Source organism: Streptomyces sp. NPDC043812 (assembly GCF_056436245.1).
Window position 1 is genome coordinate 170379 of the sequence record NZ_JBWKCY010000017.1, and the last position, 17026, is coordinate 187404.

19 protein-coding genes are annotated in these 17026 nt (G+C 71.4%); 7 read left to right on the forward strand and 12 right to left on the reverse strand.

Annotation, left to right across the window (positions count from 1 at the left end; all coding sequences use genetic code 11):
* Window positions 1-16: 16 nt before the first annotated feature.
* The 4 genes from AC067Z_RS24920 to AC067Z_RS24935 all read right to left on the reverse strand — a co-directional run bounded on the left by AC067Z_RS24920 (window position 17) and on the right by AC067Z_RS24935 (window position 2980).
* Window positions 17-778, reverse strand: coding sequence for an SDR family oxidoreductase (locus AC067Z_RS24920; RefSeq protein WP_478791807.1), 762 nt, complete (start codon window positions 776-778; stop codon window positions 17-19).
* A gap of 17 nt (window positions 779-795) precedes the next feature.
* Complete coding sequence (gene fabG, locus AC067Z_RS24925; protein ID WP_478791808.1) at window positions 796-1557, reverse strand: 3-oxoacyl-ACP reductase FabG; 762 nt, start codon at window positions 1555-1557, stop codon at window positions 796-798.
* Window positions 1558-1748: 191 nt separating this feature from the next.
* Window positions 1749-2132: a DUF3037 domain-containing protein gene (locus tag AC067Z_RS24930; RefSeq protein WP_478791809.1), complete on the reverse strand. Its 384-nt coding sequence runs from the start codon at window positions 2130-2132 to the stop codon at window positions 1749-1751.
* On the reverse strand, window positions 2129-2980 hold the full coding sequence (locus AC067Z_RS24935) for a HipA family kinase (protein WP_478791810.1): 852 nt from the start codon (window positions 2978-2980) through the stop codon (window positions 2129-2131). Before AC067Z_RS24935 ends, AC067Z_RS24930 begins: the two co-directional genes overlap by 4 nt.
* Window positions 2981-3144: 164 nt before the next feature.
* Here AC067Z_RS24935 and AC067Z_RS24940 point away from each other — a divergent pair, with 164 nt between their 5' ends.
* Complete coding sequence (locus AC067Z_RS24940) at window positions 3145-3609, forward strand: Rieske (2Fe-2S) protein (RefSeq protein WP_478791811.1); 465 nt, start codon at window positions 3145-3147, stop codon at window positions 3607-3609.
* A 175-nt stretch (window positions 3610-3784) separates the two neighbouring features.
* Here the strand turns inward: AC067Z_RS24940 and AC067Z_RS24945 are convergent, their stop codons facing one another.
* Window positions 3785-4435: a cysteine hydrolase family protein gene (locus AC067Z_RS24945; protein ID WP_478791812.1), complete on the reverse strand. Its 651-nt coding sequence runs from the start codon at window positions 4433-4435 to the stop codon at window positions 3785-3787.
* A 141-nt stretch (window positions 4436-4576) separates the two neighbouring features.
* Between AC067Z_RS24945 and AC067Z_RS24950 the strand changes: the two genes are divergently transcribed.
* The gene (locus AC067Z_RS24950) at window positions 4577-5035 is read left to right on the forward strand and encodes a pyridoxamine 5'-phosphate oxidase family protein (RefSeq protein ID WP_478791813.1); all 459 of its coding nucleotides are present in this window, start codon (window positions 4577-4579) and stop codon (window positions 5033-5035) included.
* Between the two features lie 23 nt (window positions 5036-5058).
* Here AC067Z_RS24950 and AC067Z_RS24955 read toward each other — a convergent pair whose 3' ends face one another.
* The gene (locus AC067Z_RS24955) at window positions 5059-5964 is read right to left on the reverse strand and encodes a LysR family transcriptional regulator (protein ID WP_478791814.1); all 906 of its coding nucleotides are present in this window, start codon (window positions 5962-5964) and stop codon (window positions 5059-5061) included.
* Between the two features lie 74 nt (window positions 5965-6038).
* Here AC067Z_RS24955 and AC067Z_RS24960 point away from each other — a divergent pair, with 74 nt between their 5' ends.
* A complete protein-coding gene (locus tag AC067Z_RS24960) occupies window positions 6039-7019 on the forward strand; it encodes a DMT family transporter (protein WP_478791815.1) in 981 nt (326 codons plus the stop codon).
* Between the two features lie 17 nt (window positions 7020-7036).
* Here AC067Z_RS24960 and AC067Z_RS24965 read toward each other — a convergent pair whose 3' ends face one another.
* On the reverse strand, window positions 7037-8368 hold the full coding sequence (locus AC067Z_RS24965) for an aminotransferase class I/II-fold pyridoxal phosphate-dependent enzyme (protein WP_478791816.1): 1332 nt from the start codon (window positions 8366-8368) through the stop codon (window positions 7037-7039).
* Window positions 8369-8404: 36 nt separating this feature from the next.
* Here AC067Z_RS24965 and AC067Z_RS24970 point away from each other — a divergent pair, with 36 nt between their 5' ends.
* Complete coding sequence (locus AC067Z_RS24970) at window positions 8405-9088, forward strand: pyridoxamine 5'-phosphate oxidase family protein (protein WP_478791817.1); 684 nt, start codon at window positions 8405-8407, stop codon at window positions 9086-9088.
* A 56-nt stretch (window positions 9089-9144) separates the two neighbouring features.
* On the opposite strand, the gene AC067Z_RS24975 is transcribed toward AC067Z_RS24970, so the two are convergent.
* The 3 genes from AC067Z_RS24975 to AC067Z_RS24985 form a co-directional block, all read right to left on the reverse strand.
* Entirely contained in the window at window positions 9145-10101 is a 957-nt protein-coding gene (locus tag AC067Z_RS24975) for a DMT family transporter (RefSeq protein WP_478791818.1), read from the reverse strand.
* Between the two features lie 162 nt (window positions 10102-10263).
* On the reverse strand, window positions 10264-11286 hold the full coding sequence (locus AC067Z_RS24980) for an EamA family transporter (protein ID WP_478791819.1): 1023 nt from the start codon (window positions 11284-11286) through the stop codon (window positions 10264-10266).
* A 31-nt stretch (window positions 11287-11317) separates the two neighbouring features.
* Complete coding sequence (locus tag AC067Z_RS24985) at window positions 11318-11860, reverse strand: peptidase (protein ID WP_478791820.1); 543 nt, start codon at window positions 11858-11860, stop codon at window positions 11318-11320.
* A 249-nt stretch (window positions 11861-12109) separates the two neighbouring features.
* Between AC067Z_RS24985 and AC067Z_RS24990 the strand changes: the two genes are divergently transcribed.
* Complete coding sequence (locus AC067Z_RS24990; RefSeq protein ID WP_478791821.1) at window positions 12110-12538, forward strand: type II toxin-antitoxin system Rv0910 family toxin; 429 nt, start codon at window positions 12110-12112, stop codon at window positions 12536-12538.
* 51 nt (window positions 12539-12589) lie between these two features.
* Here AC067Z_RS24990 and AC067Z_RS24995 read toward each other — a convergent pair whose 3' ends face one another.
* Entirely contained in the window at window positions 12590-13204 is a 615-nt protein-coding gene (locus AC067Z_RS24995; protein WP_478791822.1) for a PadR family transcriptional regulator, read from the reverse strand.
* A gap of 138 nt (window positions 13205-13342) precedes the next feature.
* Between AC067Z_RS24995 and AC067Z_RS25000 the strand changes: the two genes are divergently transcribed.
* A complete protein-coding gene (locus AC067Z_RS25000) occupies window positions 13343-14164 on the forward strand; it encodes a PhzF family phenazine biosynthesis protein (RefSeq protein ID WP_478791823.1) in 822 nt (273 codons plus the stop codon).
* Window positions 14165-14220: 56 nt separating this feature from the next.
* On the opposite strand, the gene AC067Z_RS25005 is transcribed toward AC067Z_RS25000, so the two are convergent.
* Window positions 14221-15021: a CPBP family intramembrane glutamic endopeptidase gene (locus AC067Z_RS25005; protein WP_478791824.1), complete on the reverse strand. Its 801-nt coding sequence runs from the start codon at window positions 15019-15021 to the stop codon at window positions 14221-14223.
* 162 nt (window positions 15022-15183) lie between these two features.
* Here AC067Z_RS25005 and AC067Z_RS25010 point away from each other — a divergent pair, with 162 nt between their 5' ends.
* Window positions 15184-16980, forward strand: a complete 1797-nt coding sequence (locus tag AC067Z_RS25010) for a substrate-binding domain-containing protein (RefSeq protein WP_478791825.1) — start codon at window positions 15184-15186, stop codon at window positions 16978-16980.
* Window positions 16981-17026 lie beyond the last annotated feature (46 nt).

The following is a 17026-nucleotide window of genomic DNA, read 5'->3' on the forward strand; positions in this document are numbered from 1 at the left end:
GCTGGTCCGGGCAGTGTCAGTGCACACCCGCGTTGAGGAAGATACCGCCGTCGACGACCAGTGTCTGGCCCGTGATCCAGTCCGCCTGCGCGGAGGTGAGGAATGCGGCCGCGCCACCGATGTCCTCGGGCACTCCGAGCCTCGCCAGGGGGTAGGCCGCCGCCGCCTCCGCCTCGCGGCCCTCGTAGAGCGCCTCGGCGAACTTCGTCTTGATCACCGCGGGGGCGATCGCGTTGACCCGCACGACCGGCGCGAACTCGTGCGCCAGCTGAAGGGTCAGATTGACCATGGCCGCCTTGCTCATGCCGTAGGCACCGATGAACGGCGAAGCGGAGACACCGGCGACGGACGCGATGTTCACGATCGCACCGCCGTTGTCCTTCTGCCACGCCTTCCACGTCTGCTGGGCGAAGCCGAGCGCGGAGATCACATTGGTCTCGTAGACCTTGCGCGCCACGTTCAGGTCGAGCTCGGCCATGGGGCCGAAGACGGGGTTGGTCCCGGCGTTGTTCACCAGGAAGTCCACCCGGCCGAACGCCTCCATCGTGCGCTCGACGGCGGCGGCCTGGTGCGCCTCGTCATGAGCCTTGCCGGCCACCGCGATGACCCGGTCGGCGCCGAGCCGCTCGACGGCCTCCTTGAGCGCCTCCTCGCCACGGCCGGTGATGCACACCCGGTCGCCGCGGGCGACGAGCGCCTCGGCGATGCCGTATCCGATGCCTCGGCTCGCTCCGGTGACCAGAGCGACCTTTCCACTGTCCACAATCTGTTCCGTCATGATCGTCCTACCCCGATTCAGTTGAGCGGGCCGCCGGCCACGTACAGGACCTGGCCGGAGACGAATCCGGCGTCGTCACCCGTGAAGAAGGCGATCGCGTTCGCGATGTCCTCGGGACGGCCGACGCGCTGGACGGGGATCTGGGAGGCGGCGGCTGCCTGGAAGTCCTCGAAGCCCATGCCGACGCGGGCGGCGGTCTGGGCCGTCATCTCGGTGACGATGAAGCCGGGCGCGACGGCGTTGGCGGTGATGCCGAACTTGCCGAGCTCCTTGGCCAGGGTCTTGGTGAAGCCCTGGAGACCGGCCTTGACCGCGGAGTAGTTGGCCTGGCCGCGGTTGCCCAGCGCCGAGGACGAGGAGAGCGACACGACGCGGCCGAAGCCGGCGTCGACCATGTGCTTCTGACACGCCTTGGCCATCAGGAACGCGCCCTTGAGGTGCACGTTGATCACCGTGTCCCAGTCGGACTCGCTCATCTTGAACAGCAGGTTGTCGCGCAGCACACCGGCGTTGTTGACGAGGATCGTCGGAGCGCCGAGCTCCTCGGCGACACGGGCGACCGCGGCCTCCACCTGCGCGGCGTCGGAGACGTCGCAGCCGACGGCGATGGCCTTCCCGCCGGCCGCGGTGATCTTCTCGACCGTGTCCTTGCAGGCCGCCTCGTCGAGGTCGAGTACGGCGACGGCGCGGCCCTCGGCCGCGAGCCGGACGGCGGTGGCGGCGCCAATGCCCCGCGCGGCTCCGGTCACGACAGCCACGCGCTGCTCGGTGGTGGACATTCTGGTTCTCCTCGCCCTTGAAGCCCGTCAATCCTTGTGCCGATCGTGGCTGCGACTGCCCGGCTCCTGCGCTGAGCGACCGCTTAGTACCTCGGCAGACAGGACGCTAGAAGGCCTGGCACGCGGTGTCAACGCCACCAGGGCCCGGCGTCGCAAGTCACACCGGCTCCTGCCCTGCCCGACAGGCCGCCTCAGCGGACCAGCAGGTCGAGCAGACGCTCCACCTCCGCCTCCGGATCGAGGGTGAGACCCGTGTGCACGGGCCCCGGCTGGACCACCGTGGAGCGCGGCGCGATCAGCCAGCGGAAGCGGCGGCCGGCGTCGTCGCGGGCGGCCTGGCCCGCGTCGTCACCGCCGCGGCAGACACCCTCGACGGCGTGCAGCGCGGCGCGCACGCCGGTGACGTCCGCCTGGGGGTCGAGCGCCCTGAGCTTGCCCAGGTCCAGATGGGTGCGGGCGGCGACGAAGGTCTTCGCGCGGCAGTACACGACCACGCCCGCGTTGAAGCACTCCCCGCGCTCGACACGCGGCACCACGCGCAACAGCGCGTACTCGAACACGTCCCTCTCGCTCACCGGTCGCCGTCCTTGCTCTTCCTCGTCGGGTGCGGCCACGGAGTGGCGTGCTCGGTGAGCCAGCCGGGCGCCTGCGACGGCTTGTTCCGCGTCGGCGCGCCGAGTGTGATGCGCTCGTGGACGGTCGCGGCGCGCGCCAGCAGTGCCTCCACGTAGGCGCGGCGCACGGCGTCGGTGTTCTCGAAGCCGGGTTCGTCGACCAGCCACTCGTCGGGGACATCGGCCGCGACCTCGGTCAGCAGCTCCTCGGTGACCTGCGGCACGAGTTCGGCCGCGGCCGCGGCGACATCGGGGCCGAAGGGCGCCAGGGCGTGGTCGGAGGCGTCGTACGGCTTGGCGGCGGATGCCTGGGCGCCCGGCCAGTTGTGGTGCCAGATCATCGTGGCGCCGTGGTCGATGAGCCACAGATCGCCGTGCCAGACGAGCATGTTGGGGTTCCGCCAGGACCGGTCGACGTTGTTGATCAGCGCATCGAACCAGACGACCCGGCCCGCCTCCTTGGCGTCGACCTCGTAGGCGAGCGGGTCGAAGCCGAGCGAGCCCGGCAGGAAGTCCATGCCGAGATTGAGGCCGCCGCTGGCCTTGAGCAGCTCCTGCACCTCCTGGTCGGGCTCGGAGAGCCCGATGACGGGGTCGAGCTGGATGGCGACGAGGTCGGGCACCCGCAGCCCCAGGCGCCGCCCGAGCTGCCCGCAGATCACTTCGGCGACCAGTGTCTTGCGGCCCTGCCCCGCACCCGTGAACTTCATGACGTACGTGCCGAGATCGTCGGCCTCGACGATGCCGGGGAGCGAGCCGCCCTCACGCAAGGGCGTGACGTAGCGGGTCGCTGTGACTTCGGAGAGCATTCCCCCACAGTAACTTGGCCCGTCACACCGGCCCCCCGGGTTTCCGGTCGCATGCCGAAGGCCCTTTCCTGAGAATTGTGTGAACGGTTGAACAACTGCGCCGGGTGTCCCGTACAACAACACGAACCGGTCGGCACGGGGCCGGCCAGGGAGAGGGAGCCACCATGACCGGATCGCAGGGGACCGCACGGACCGTGGCGCGCCGTACCGTCGTCGCCGCGGTGGGCGGAGCCGGTCTCACCGTCGCCCTGACCGCCTGCGGCGGTTCGGGCGACTCGGAGCAGACGGTCTCCGAGAAGCCCGCCGACCCGGGGAACACCGGTGGAACGGCCGACGGCTCGGGCGGCGGCTCGGTGATCGCCAAGACCACCGACATCCCGGAGGGCGGCGGAAAGGTCGTCGGCGACGTGGTGGTCACGCAGCCGACGGCGGGTGAGTTCAAGGCGTTCTCGTCCAAGTGCACGCATCAGGGCTGCGCGGTCAAGAACGTGTCCGACGGCATCATCAACTGCCCGTGCCACAACAGCCGTTTCGACGCGTCGGACGGCAGTGTCAAGGGCGGCCCGGCGACCGCACCGCTGCCGCCGGCGGCGATCACGGTGGAAGGGGATTCGATCAAGCTCGCGTGACGCGCCCGACCCGCCAGGGGCACGGCACGGAGGAAGAGCCAGGCGGTGTGCGTGGTCGGCGCACACGGCCATGGGCCGCGAGGCGCAGAGCCGTGCGCCGGACGCGGCCGGGCGGGGCGGTGCCCGCGGGCGAGGTGTGCGGGGTCGGACGCACCTCGGCGCGGGCCCGCCCGCCTCAGACGCGCTGTGCCCTGCGCGGGCTCTTCCAGCAGGCAAGCACGGAGTCGGTGGTGGCGATCGTCGCCACCAGCGACAGCGTGTTGCGGATCATCGCGGGGGTGTACTCGGCGGGCACTCCCGCGATGGCGTCCGCCACCACGAGCACTGTGTAACCGAGGTTGACCGCGTCGAAGACGGCGTTGGGGACGGCGACGTTCGCCGACACGCCCGTCACGACAAGGGTGCGGCAGCCGAGGTTGCGCAGCAGCGGGTCCACTTCGGTGCCCGCGACGGGGGAAAGACCGTGCAGCCGACGGACGACGATGTCCTCGTCCGCCACTTCGATCGGCGCCGCGACGCGGACAGCGGCCGATCCGGAGTGCTGCTGCACGGGAAGCCGGGCAGCGGCCCGGAAGAGTCGGGCGTTGTGGTTGGCTCCCCGCCCGTCGGGCCGCCGCTCCGCGACGGCGTGCAGCACCTGCACGCCGGCCTCGTGGGCGGCGTCCACGAGACGCGCGATGTTGTGCAGCACGCCCGACGAGCGTGCCTGTGCGGCGAGTTCGGGCAGGGCGCTCTCGGCGCCGACCACGCCCTGCTGGCATTCGACGGTGAGCAGCACGGTGGTGGCGGGTTCGAGCTGCTGGGTGAGTTGTTCCTTGGACGCCATGATTCCCCTCACTGCGTCGCGCCGTCCGGGCGGGCGAGAGTAGCCGCCATGGCGTCCCGTAGGAAGAAGCACCGTTGCGCCCCGGCGGCCGAAGCCCCATGATTTCTGACACACAGTCAGCAATCAGGGGAGGCGGGTCGGATGGCCGTCGCTCAGCGCCGGGGCCGGCGCATCATGATGACGCCCGCGGAACTGGACGCGTTCCTCTCCGCACGGCGGACCTGTCGTGTGGCCACGGTCTCCCCCGACGGACGGCCGCATGCGAGCGCCCTGTGGTTCGCGTGGGACGGCACGTCGCTGTGGCTGTACTCCCTCACCCGCAGCCGCCGCTGGGCCGAGCTGCGCGCCGATCCGCGGATCGCCGTGGTGGTCGACGACGGCGAGGAGTACGGGGAGCTGCGGGGCGTCGAACTGTCCGGCACGGCGGTGTTCGTCGGCGAGGCACCGCGCACGGGTGAGGACGTGCCCGAACTGCGTGCGCCCGAGGCGCTGTTCGCCCGCAAGAACTTCGGCCTGGACGAGATGCCGCACGACGGCCGCCACGCCTGGCTGCGGCTGACTCCCGATGCGATCGCCTCCTGGGACTTCCGGAAGCTGTAGGGCGGGGCCGCCGCAGGCACGCGTCAGCCGGCCGGTGCCCCGGCCGCGCGACGCAGTGCGCCGACCGCCGCCCTGATGGATGGCCTGCGGTCGGCGTCGGTGCGCCACACGGCGTACACATGGCGGCGCATCCGCTGCCGTACGGGGACGAGTGCGACACCGTCGGGCACGGGGCCGCGGCCGAGCCGGGGCGCCACGCAGACCCCCAGTCCCGCGGCGATGAGTGCCAGCTGGGTGTGGTGCTCCCCCGCCAGATGGGAGATCCGCGGTTCGAAGCCCTTGGAGCGCAGGGTGAACACCAGCCAGTCGTGACAGAACTCGCCCTCGGGCCAGGAGACCCAGTCGTCGGCGGCGAACTCCTCCAGATCGACGTCGTCGCGGGCGGCCAGCGGATGGTCCGCCGGCATGGCGACATCGGGGACGTCGTCGAGGAGGTGGGCCTGCGCGAGTCCGCCGGGCACCGGCAGCCGTTTGTTGCTCCAGTCGAGGAGCACCGCGAGGTCGAGGTCCCCGCGGATGACCGCCCTGATGCCGAGCTCGGGCTCGAGTTCCCTGGTATGCACGCGCAGTTCGGGATGGTCCCCGCGCAGCGCGGCGACGGCGGCGGGGAAGAGCCCGCGGGCCGCGGTCGGGAACGCGCCGAGCCGCACTTCGCCGACGACCTGGCCGCGCTGCGCCTCGATGTCCGACTGCGCCAGCTCGACCTGGGAGAGGATGCGGGCCGCGTGGTCGGCGAGCAGCCGGCCGGCGTCGGTCAGCCGCACTCCGCGCCCGTTCTTGGCGAGCAGCTGCTGGCCGACCTCGCGCTCCAGTTTCGCCATCTGCTGGGAGACGGCCGAGGTCGTGACGTGCAGCCCGTCGGCGGCCCCGCTCACCGAGCCGTGCCGGGCGAGAGCATCGAGGGTGCGCAGCCGCTCCAGGTTCAACATGTAAGCAATGCTACGGGAAGCAGTCCAACATTTCTCGCTTGTCCTACGAGATGGAAACCGGGATCGTGGCAGTCATGAGCGCCGCACCCTCCGCCCCGGCCCCCACGGGCCGCCGCCGCACCACCGGTCCCGCCCCCGCCCGCACCCTGCGTCGTCGACGCGCCGTCGACTGGCGCATCCGCTTCGCGGTGCTCTCCGCGGTCTGGGGCTTCAGCTTTCTTCTGATCAAGGTCGGCACCGGGGCGTACGCCCCCTTCCAGGTCACCTTCGGCCGGCTCCTGTTCGGTACTGCGGTGCTCGCGGCGGCAATGGCGTTCCGCCGCGAACGGCTGCCGCGGGGACTGCGCACCTGGGCTCATCTCGCCGTGGCCGCCTTTCTGCTGAACGCACTGCCGTTCTCCCTCTTCGCCTACTCCGAGCTCACGATCCCCTCGACGCTGGCGGGCATCTGCAACGCCACGTCACCGCTGTGGGGCATGGTGCTGTCGATGGTCGCGCTGTCGGAGGACCGCCCCACCCGGCGTCGGGTCGCCGGTCTGGGCATCGGTTTCCTCGGCGTACTCACGGTGCTCGGCGCCTGGCAGGGCTTCTCGGGGCTCGACGTCCGCGGCACGGCGATGGCCCTGCTCGCCTCGCTCAGCTATCCGGTCGGCTGGATCTACGTCCGCCGCACGCTGGCGGGGTCGAGCCACTCGCATCTCTCGCTGACCGGCGCCCAACTGGGCCTGGCCACCGTGCAACTCGCTGTCGTCACCCCGCTGTTCACCGAACTCCCCTCGTCGTTCCCGCTCGTGCCGCTGCTCGCCGTCGTCGCGCTCGGTGCGCTCGGCACGGGACTGGCGCTGCTCATCCAGTACGGGCTGGTCGCCGAGGTGGGCCCGACGACCGCCCAGATGGTCACGTACTTCATCCCGGTGATCGCGACGGCGGCGGGTGTCGCACTGCTGGACGAGCAGTTGGCGTGGAACACCCCGGTCGGCGCGCTGATCGTGCTCGCCGGAGCGGCCCTGACACAGAGCCGCCCCAAGGCTGCACCCCCGGCCGTGCAACGGTAGGCAAAGGCCCCCGCCGTTCAGCCGTAACTGCGCGCCGGCACCGGGCCGAGCGCGGCGGCCACCGCCGAGGCGAGCGGCGCGATGTCAGCCGGGGTCAGCCCCGAGACGGTGATGCGGATTCCGGGCGCCGCCGACATCCGGAAGCGGGCGCCGGGCGCCACCGCCCATCCGGAGTGCAGCAGACGTGTCACCGCGCCGGTCTCGTCGGGCACGGGCACCCATACGTTCATTCCGCTGCGTCCGTACGCCTCGACCCCGCGGTCCGCCAGAGCCCCGACGAGGGCCTCACGGCGCTCCCCGTAGGCGCGAGCGACGGCCCGCGGGTCCACCGCGCCCGACGTCCACAGATGGGCGACCGCCCGCTGCAGCAGTTTGCTGACCCAGCCGGGGCCCAGGCCGAGGCGCCCCTGCACGCGATCGAGGGTGACGGCGTCCCCGGTGAGCACCGCGACACGCAGATCCGGTCCGTACGCCTTGGCCGTCGACCGCACGAAGGCCCAGTGCGTGGTCGCGCCCGCGAGCGGGTGCAGCGACTGGTCGACGATCGCGTGCCCGTGGTCGTCCTCGACGAGGAGGACGCCGGGGAACCTCCCCAGTACGGCCCGCAGTTGCGCGGCGCGTTCGGCCGACACGGCCGCGCCGGTCGGGTTCTGCGCCCGGTCGGTGATCACGATCGCGCGGGCCCCGGCCGTCAGGGCGCGCTCCACGTCGCCGGGCAGCGGGCCGTCGTCGTCGAGTCCGACCGGCATGGCCTTGAGACCGAGCGCGGGGACGAGGTCGAGCAGGCCGCCCCACCCGGGGTCTTCCACCGCAACCGGGTCGCCGGCCCTGAGGTGGGCGGCGAGGACCCGTTCGATGGCGTCGAGCGCGCCCGACGTGGCGGCGAGGGGACCGGCGGGCACGCCGTCGGCGTCGAGTCCGGCTCTGGCCAGCCGGGCGAACTCGGGGTCGAGCGGACCCTGTCCGTAGAGCACGGGCTCGTCGGCATGGTGGCGCAGCGCGGCCCCGAACGCAGCGTCCAGCGCCGGCAGCAGAGCGGTGTCGGGGTTGCCCTCGCCGAGATTGCGGACGCCGGGCGGGGCGTCGACCCGGATGGCGTTGCGCGCGGTGCTCGCCGGGCGGGCACGGACTCGGCTGCCTCTGCGTCCCGCGGTCTCGATGACTCCACGCTCGCGCAGGGTGCGGTACGCGGCAGCGACGGTGTTGGGGTTGACCCCGAGGTCGGTCGCCAACTCCCGCATGGGAGGCAGCAGTTGCCCCGGCTCCAGCTCACCCGCACCGACCGCCTGCTCGATGCTCGCGGCAATGTCGGATGCACGCCGCCCACTGATCCGATACTCTCCTAGCACAAACATTATTATGCACTAGTGCAATGGAGACGGCAAATGCAGGACCAGGCCCAGACGGACACCGCAGCCGCTTACGAGCCGACGGCTCGCACCGTTCCCACCCGTTCCCGGGACCGCGCCGCGTACGAGCGCGACGTGGTCCACTCGATACTCGACAGTGCCTATGTCTGCCATCTCGGCTTCGTGCGCGAGGGAGCTCCGGTCGTGCTGCCCACGCTGTACGCGCGCGTCGGCGAGAGCCTGTACGTCCACGGTTCGACCGGCTCGCGCCCCCTGCGGATGGCGGGAGAAGCCGATCCGGGCCTGGCGGTGTGCCTGACCGTGACCCATGTCGACGGGCTCGTGCTGGCGCGCTCCGCGTTTCATCACTCGATCAACTACCGCTCCGTCGTGGTCCACGGCACCGCGTACCAGGTCACCGATCCAAAGGAGAAGCGGACGGCGCTCGACGCCCTGGTCGACCATGTGGTCGCCGGCCGCTCCGCCGACTCGCGGCCCGCCGACGCCAAGGAACTGGCGGCGACGGCCGTGCTCCGCCTGGACCTTGCCGAGGTGTCCGCCAAGTCCCGTACGGGCGGTCCGAACGACGAGCCGAAGGACATGGCTCTCCCCCACTGGGCGGGCGTGGTCCCGGTGGCTCCTGCGTACGGCGTCCCGGTCCCGTCGGCGGATCTGGACGGATCGGTGGCGCTCCCGCCGTATCTGGCCGCACACCGCTGACGCCGAGAGTCCTCCCGGGGGGCGGGCCCGAACGGCCCCGCCCCCGGTTCTCGTCGCTACGCCGTGGCCATGGCCCGACGGCGCACCGCGGCTCCCCGTGCCTCCGCCACCGCCAGCCCTGCCACAGCGGTGAGCAGCAGCAGTGTGCCGAGAACGGTCGCCGCCGTGAGCTGCTCGTCGAGCAGGGTCACGGCGATGACGGCGGCGCTCACCGGCTCCAGGAGCATGATCACGGAGACGGTCGCGGCGCGGACCACGGCGGCGCCGGCGAAGTACAGCGCGTACGCGAGGGCCGTGGGGACGGCCGCCACATAGACGAGCAGCCACACCACCCGGGCGAGGTCCGCCGTGTGCGGCAACAGCCCCTCGGCGGCGGCCAGGGGCAGCAGACCCACGGAGCCGATCGCGAACGCCCAGGCCGTGGTGGACAGCGAGTCGCCGCCCCCGCCGTCCCGTCCGAGCCATCGCGTCAGGAGCGTGATGGCGGCGTACCCCGCGGCCGAGAGCACGGCGAGGACGACTCCGAGCGGCCGGACCGTGCCGCCCTCACCACCGAGCACCAGGACACCGAGCCCTGCCAGGGCGCCGGCGACGGCGAGCGTGCCGCCGCCCCCGAGGCGTTCGCCCATGGTGAGCCGGGCGCCTACGGCGATGAGCACCGGGCCTGCGCCGAGAGTGACCACCGTGCCCACCGCGAGACCGGTCGCCTCGACGGCGGCGAAGTACGCGCTCTGGAACAGGGTCAGCCCGACGCCCGTCCCAACGATGCGCAGGAGCCTTCGGCGGCGGGACTCGGGCACGCTGCGGGCCGGGCGACGGGGTGCGCGCACCGCCAGGACGGCGAGCAGCAGCACCAGACCGCCGACGCACCGCCAGAAGGAGAGGGCGAGCGGACCGAGGTCGCTCGCCGCGAAGACGAGGGAGGCGGCGGCACCGGCGGTGCCCCAGGCGACTCCCGCGAACACGAGATAGACGAGGCTCCGTCCGACGGGAGCTGCAGAGGAATTCGACACGTGACTTCTCCGTGTGAAGAACAGGGTGGTTGGTCGCTCGGCTCCATCACGCGGACAGCGGCGACCCGCTCGGGAACGACCCGAGCCCGGTCTTCTTCGGAGAACTGCCGCCCGCGTTAAGCGGCAGGCGGCGGAAGGACGGTCGAATGCATGGCCGCCACACTACGGCGCCGGTTGCGGAGCGGACAACTCGCCCTCGTCGGCCCCCGACCCGCCCGATTCCATGCCCACTGGGGCCGGTTCCGGTCCGCCCGTCGCCACGGGTCCCGCGGGCGGCGCCTTCGGCGCCTGCGACTGGGCGATGAAGGCCCCGGTCAGGACGACCGCGCCGCCGATGATCTGCGGGGCGGATAGGTGCTCGCCGAGCAGCACCCAGGCGAGGACGGTCGCGATGACCGCCTCCAGACAGGCCACCACGCCGGCCACCTGCGGAGAGAGCCTGCGCACCGAGACGACGCCCGTGATGTACGCGAGGACGGTGGCGACGAGCACGACCCAGCCGAGCAGCAGAACGGCAGGAACCTCCGTGCCGCCCATGTCCGCACTTCCGGCCAGCAGCGAGAAGTCCATGCCCCACGGCCGGGCGACGACGGTCAGCACGGCGGTGCCGATGAGCAGGCCGTAGGCGATCACGCCGAGCGGGTCGGGAGCGTCGTGGCTGTCGCCGCCCTGGTCGGAGAGGACGAAGTAGCCGACCTGGCAGCATGCGGCACCGAGGGCGAGCAGCAGGCCCAGTGCGTCGAAGCTCAGTCCCGCCCACACCTCGACCACGCAGGCGAGCCCGGCGACGGCGAGGACGACCCCGACGGCCGCGGCACGGGTCACCGGCCGCCGCTGGACGAACCGGACCCAGCCGAGCACGAGCGCGGGCGCGAGATATTCGATGAGCAGCGCGACGCCGACGGGGATACGCGAGATGGAGGCGAAGTAGCAGGCCTGTACACCTGCCACGGCCAGCAGCCCGAAGCCGGCGAGCAGCGCGGGCCTGCTCCGCACGAGAGCGCGATGGCGCCAGGCCAGCGGCAGCATGACGAGCGCGGAACCCGCGACGCGCAGCCAGACCACGTGCAGCGGGTCGAGACCCGCCTCGATCAGCGGCTTGGCCGCCACTCCCGACCCACCGAATGCGAACGCCGAGCCGAGGGCGAGTCCCAGGCCGGCGTTCCTTCCCGAAGACGCTTGCATCGGGACATCATGTCAGCGCGCGTCAGGACCGTCACCCCGGTGACACATGTCGAGACGGTCCGGCGATCCGGTTCCCGAGCTGCGCGGTGTCGATCCCGGCGCGCCGCAGGACATCGACCGCCCGGCACTCGGGATCGGCGGCGATGCAGGCCAGGACGTCGATGCCCCGGGCCCGGCCGTCGCCCCGCACGCGCGCCCTGTCGACGGCGCCCGCCATGGCGGCGACGGCGGACGGCGACCAGCCCGGCACCTCGTTCCCGCTGCCCACCGTGGCGAGCGCCCCGGAATCCTCGACCGAACCCTGCCAGCGCAACCCGTAGCCGATGCTGCGCTGGACGAGATAACCGAGCACGCGGGCCACCTGCGGCCCCGACCCGACCGCCGCACGGGCATCCGGGTCCGACTCCAGCAGCGAGTGCAGCAGGTGGGCCGTGTCGATATGCCGGTCACCGTCGCGCAGCACCCTTCTGCGCGCACCGGCGACCACCGACGCCAGCTCCACGGTGAGCGCGGCTTCGATCTCGGCACGAACGGGGGCGGGTTGCCGGGGCACCCGCGGGGCAGGGCTGTACACGTATCCCACCTCATCAGGCGACCGCGGCCGGAGCGTCCCCGCCGGGGAGCATTTACGCATCCCACCGAGGGTGGGCACGCACGACCGGTTCCTCCTCCTCACGGATGACATCGCGACATTCGGTCCCTGACGCCACGCGCCGCCTTGCACCGCACCCCGCGGCATATCTGACGGGTCATCAGTATTGAATGTTCGCGCACCTGCGGCTACGTTCCGCGGCACCGTAACCCGACTGGAAGGGGTGGCCGCATGGCCGAGGTCAGCGCGGAGGCACGCATCGAGGCACCGGCGGCGAAGGTCTGGGCCCAGCTGACGGACTTCACCTCGCACGGCCGGTGGAACGCCACTCACACCAGCTTCCCCAAGGGCGGCCCCGACCCCCTGGCCACCGGAGCCACGTTCGCCGAGAACATGAAACTGATGGGCTTTCCGGCCGAAGTGACGTGGACGGTCGAGGAACTGGAGCCCGAGCGGGTCCTCGCCATCAGGGGCAAGGGACCGATGTCCGTGATCGTGGGCACGCGGTACTCGCTCCAACCGGACGGTGACGCGACGAACGTGCGTATCGACGGCGAGTTCACCGGCGCGGCCGTGTCCCTCATGGCGGGCAAGCTCAAGGACTCGGCGACAGCGGCGCTCAACGAGTCCCTGCGCAAGCTCGGCGGGCTGGTCACCTGACGCATCGAGAGGGGCCCCGCGCGGGGCCCCTCTCGCCTCCGAGACGGGACGTCAGTGTTCGTCGGCGAGGATCAGGTACAGCTTCTTGCGTGCCTCGTTGATGACGGCGACGGCCTTCTGCCGCTGCTCGGGGCTGCCGGTCTTCCAGACCTGACCGAACGCCTCCATGAGCCCGAACCCGGCCTGCCGTATCTCGTTGACGGTGTCCCAGTCGACACCGCGACCGGCCTCCTCCCACGGGGCCTCGGGACCCGACTGGGCCTCGGTGCGACCGGCATCGGTGAGCGTGAACAGCTTCTTGCCGCCCTCACTCTCGCTGACGATCAGCCCCTCGTCCTCGAGCAGCTGGAGCGTCGGATAGACCGAGCCCGGGCTGGGCTTCCAGGCCCCGCCGCTGCGCTCGCCGATCTCCTGGATCATCTCGTAACCGTGCATCGGGCGGTCCTTCAGCAGCGCCAGGATGGAGGCGCGCACATCACCGCGCCGCGCCCTCCCCCGACCGCCGCCACCACGGCCGCGCCCGCCGAAAGGCCCTCCGAACGGTGGCCCCCACGGCCCGAACGCCGCGCGCCGGCCTTCCCATTCACCCCGACCCTGATGGCCGGGCCCGCAGTGCCCATGACCCTGACCGTGTTCGTGTCCCTGTCCGTGTCCATGTGAACGCATCGCTACGCTCCTTCCATCGTTGATCTGTCGCGATGCGTCAACGATATATCGGAATCGATCGTACGACAACGCCTTTGCGGGCCAGAAACCCCGGATTGGCCTTGGCCTGCGACTTTCCGGCACGTCTAGGGTCGCGGGATGCGGATTCGAATCGTCGACGCCTTCACCGACCGCCCCTTCGCCGGCAATCCCGCCGGAGTCCTGCTGCTCGACTCCGACGGGTTCCCAGACGACACCTGGCTCCAGAACGTGGCCGCAGAGGTGAACCTCTCGGAGACGGCGTTCGCCCATCCCCTTGCCGGCGGCGGCGATGCCGACTGGGCACTGCGCTGGTTCACCCCCGCGACCGAGGTCGACATGTGCGGCCATGCCACGCTCGCCACCGCACACGTTCTGCACACCACCGGTGCCGCGAGCGGCACGGTCCGCTTCCGCGCGAGGTGCGGCATCCTGACCGCCACCGCCCACGAGGACGGAAGCCTCACCCTCGACTTCCCCACGTCGTCCCTGACGCCGGTCGCCGTGCCGGACGGCATCGCGGAAGCGCTGGGAGCCGACATCGTCTCCGTGCACGACACCTCCGAGCACATCGGCGACCTGCTGGTCGAACTGGTTGACGAGCGCACCGTCCGAAACCTCACCCCCGACATCGCCGCCCTGGCGGTGCACTCCGAGCGCGGCATCATCACCACCGCCGCGGCCGACGACCCCTCAGCGGGCCACGACTACGTCTCACGCTGTTTCTTCCCCCGGGTCGGCATCGACGAGGACCCGGTCACGGGCAGCGCGCACACCGCGCTCGCGCCTTTCTGGTCCGCGCGCATGGGACGCAACGAGCTCACCGGCCTCCAGGCGTCGGCCCGTTCGGGCATGGTGCGCACTGTCGTGCGCGGCGAACGCACGTGGCTCACCGGCCGTGCGGTGACGGTCGTCGACGGGCAGCTGCTGACGAGCCCCTGAGCGACGAAGAGGGGCGTACGGCCGTGGCCGTACGCCCCTCGATCGCGACCCCCGCGTCACGGCGTGGGCAGCCAGCCCACCCGCCCGACCAGCAGTCCGTAGCCGACGAAGGCGACGATGTCGAGCAGGGCATGCGCCGCCACCAGGGGCCCGACCCGGCCCCAGCGGCGGTACAGGAGCACGAAGACCACGCCCATCACCATGTTGCCGATGAAGCCGCCGATGCCCTGGTACAGGTGGTACGAGCCGCGCAGCACCGAACTGGCGGCCAGCGCGGCCATGGGCGACCAGCCCAACTGCCCCAGTCTGCGCAGCAGATAGCCGACGACGATCACTTCCTCCAGCACGGCGTTCTGGAGCGCCGAGAGGATCAGCACCGGATACTTCCACCACACGTCCGGCAGGGATTCCGGCACCACGGTGAGGTTGAAGCCCGCAGCACGCGCCACCAGATAGAAAGCCAGTCCCGCACTGCCGATGCCGGCGGCCACCAGCGCACCCCGGCCGAGATCCGACCACGGACGGCTGCGGTCGAAGCCGATCGCGTACATCCCGGAACGCTCCCGGACGAGCAGATGCGCGACGAGCAGCACCGGCACCAGGGCCGAGGCGATCCCGAACAGCTGCCATGCGAGATCGAGCCACGGCCGCCCGGGCGCATACGACCCGTTGAGCGTCGCCGCCTGCTCCTTCAGGCCCCCTGGTTTCGTCAGCGATCCGATAAAGCTGATCAGGGCGGACACCCCGCTCGCGCCGAGCGACAGCGCGAGTACGAGCACCGTCTCGGAACGCAGAATCCTCCGTGACACGACTTCCCGGGGATGAGAATCGGCCACGCCTCCCGCCTCCGCCTGCACACCTGCCTCCAGTTGAGTAATCCCGCCTCATCCCCGTCCTCGTCCCGCTAGGGTCTCGAATACAGGTACGAAGATCGCGCGCGACAGGCCGGGGGACACGCGTCACAGTGATGACGCGGGTCCCTTTTTCCTTGCACACCGCACAAGGAGGGGCACCACCGCATGGGACGTCACAGCTTGCCCGACGCCGACGCGACGGAGGGAGGCAGGTCCCGCCCACGCGCAAACCGCCGCACGATCGCCATCGCCTCGGCGCTCGTACTGGCCGTCGCGGCAGGGACGGGGCTCGCCGTGCAGACCGGTCTGCTCACCTTCTCCGGGACCTGCCGGGACTCCGCCGTCGCACTCGACATCGCTGCATCCCCCGACATCGCTCCGCTCGTGGAGAAGGCCGCGGACCGGGCACGCGAGGAAGACATCAGATCCGACGGTCAGTGCATGGACGTGCACGTCGCCTCCCGCGAGAACCACGAGGTCGCCGAACTGCTCTCGGCCGGGTCGAACAGCCCCGGCTACGAGGTGTGGCTGCCGGACTCCGCTGTCTGGGCCGAACGCATCCGGAGCACCGGCACGGGCGTCCCTCTCACCCGGGCAGGCAATGTGGCCGCCACCCCGGTGACGCTCGCCGCCGTGCCCTCCGCGGGCAACGAGCTGGGCTGGCCCCGCACGACGTACACCTGGGCGGAGCTCACCGCCGCCACCACCGCCTCCGAGCGGTTGCGTCTGGGCTCCGCCGATCCGGCCCGCAGCGCAACCGGGCTGCTCGCGCTCACAGGTGTGGCCCGGTCACCGGAAGGGGTGGACCGCGAGCCGGACAGCACCGCCGCGGCGGCGGCCAAGGTGCTGTCCCAGCGCATCTCGGCCACGGACGCGGAGGTCGCCGGTACGCTCTCGCGCGCCGACTCGGGCCGGGCGGAGGGCGATCCGGCCCGCAACCAGGCCGTCTTCCTCTCCGAGCAGGCCGCGTTCGCCTACAACGCGGCGGCAGCCGAGGGCGTGCCGGACCTCCGGCTCTTCTACCCCAGCGACGGCACTCCGCTTCTCGACTACCCGTACGAGCTGATCGACGAGACCGCGCTGAGCACCGACGAGAGCCGGGCGGCGACGCGTTTCCTGGCGCTGCTCGCCGAGCCGGAGTCCCGTCGGCAGCTGGAGCGGAACGGATTCCGGCTGCCGGACCAGCCCGTGGACGAGGCTCTCGTGAGGTCGGCGGGCGGACGGGCTCCGCAGCCTTTCGCGGCCGAGGGCGAAGCAGCCGAGCCCCCACCGCCCGACGCGATCCAGCAGACCCTCGGCATGTGGACCATCACGGTCCGCAGTGCCCGCCTGACGACGGTGGTCGACGTGTCCGCCTCGATGCAGACGCCCGTACCCGGGCGTGGGGCACGGTCCAGGCTCGAGGTCACCCGGGCAGCGCTGCAGCGGACGGCGGACGGGTTCGCGCCCGAGGACGAGTTCGGTCTGTGGGAGTTCGCCACCGGGATCGACGGCGCGAACGACTACCGCGAGCTGGTGCCCACCGAACCGCTCGGCCCCGTCGACAAGCCGGGAACGCAACGCGCCCGCCTGTCACGGGCGTTCGACGACCTGGCAGCCGTCCCGACTGGCGCGACAGGGCTGTACGACACGACGCTTGCGGTCTACAAGCAGGCACAGGACTCGTACGTGAAGGACAAGTTCAACGCGCTGGTCGTCATCACCGACGGGTCCGACCAGGACCGGTTCAGCATCACCCGAAGCAATCTGATCACCGAGCTCGACCGCCTGAGCAACCCGAACACCCCGGTGCCGGTGATCGCCATCGCCATCGGCCCGGAGGCGGACCTCCAGGAGATCGACGAGATAGCCAAGGCGACGGGAGGCGCCGGCTACCAGGTCGGCGACCCCGCGGAGATCCAGTCGGTACTTCTCAAGGCGATCATGGCGGTGGGCCAGAAGGCCGGGACGGCCGAGGGCTGAGCCGAAACCGGGGCTCGGAACCGGTTGCGACGAGCGGGGTCGCGCG

Excerpts from the sequence above, each read along its gene's own strand:
- AC067Z_RS24920 (WP_478791807.1), bottom strand. The coding sequence starts at position 778 with ATGACGGAACAGATTGTGGACAGTGGAAAGGTCGCTCTGGTCACCGGA.
- fabG (WP_478791808.1), bottom strand. The coding sequence starts at position 1,557 with ATGTCCACCACCGAGCAGCGCGTGGCTGTCGTGACCGGAGCCGCGCGG.
- AC067Z_RS24935 (WP_478791810.1), bottom strand. The coding sequence starts at position 2,980 with ATGCTCTCCGAAGTCACAGCGACCCGCTACGTCACGCCCTTGCGTGAG.
- AC067Z_RS24940 (WP_478791811.1), top strand. The coding sequence starts at position 3,145 with ATGACCGGATCGCAGGGGACCGCACGGACCGTGGCGCGCCGTACCGTC.
- AC067Z_RS24945 (WP_478791812.1), bottom strand. The coding sequence starts at position 4,435 with ATGGCGTCCAAGGAACAACTCACCCAGCAGCTCGAACCCGCCACCACC.
- AC067Z_RS24950 (WP_478791813.1), top strand. The coding sequence starts at position 4,577 with ATGGCCGTCGCTCAGCGCCGGGGCCGGCGCATCATGATGACGCCCGCG.
- AC067Z_RS24955 (WP_478791814.1), bottom strand. The coding sequence starts at position 5,964 with ATGTTGAACCTGGAGCGGCTGCGCACCCTCGATGCTCTCGCCCGGCAC.
- AC067Z_RS24960 (WP_478791815.1), top strand. The coding sequence starts at position 6,039 with ATGAGCGCCGCACCCTCCGCCCCGGCCCCCACGGGCCGCCGCCGCACC.
- AC067Z_RS24970 (WP_478791817.1), top strand. The coding sequence starts at position 8,405 with ATGCAGGACCAGGCCCAGACGGACACCGCAGCCGCTTACGAGCCGACG.
- AC067Z_RS24980 (WP_478791819.1), bottom strand. The coding sequence starts at position 11,286 with ATGCAAGCGTCTTCGGGAAGGAACGCCGGCCTGGGACTCGCCCTCGGC.
- AC067Z_RS24990 (WP_478791821.1), top strand. The coding sequence starts at position 12,110 with ATGGCCGAGGTCAGCGCGGAGGCACGCATCGAGGCACCGGCGGCGAAG.
- AC067Z_RS24995 (WP_478791822.1), bottom strand. The coding sequence starts at position 13,204 with ATGCGTTCACATGGACACGGACAGGGACACGAACACGGTCAGGGTCAT.
- AC067Z_RS25000 (WP_478791823.1), top strand. The coding sequence starts at position 13,343 with ATGCGGATTCGAATCGTCGACGCCTTCACCGACCGCCCCTTCGCCGGC.
- AC067Z_RS25010 (WP_478791825.1), top strand. The coding sequence starts at position 15,184 with ATGGGACGTCACAGCTTGCCCGACGCCGACGCGACGGAGGGAGGCAGG.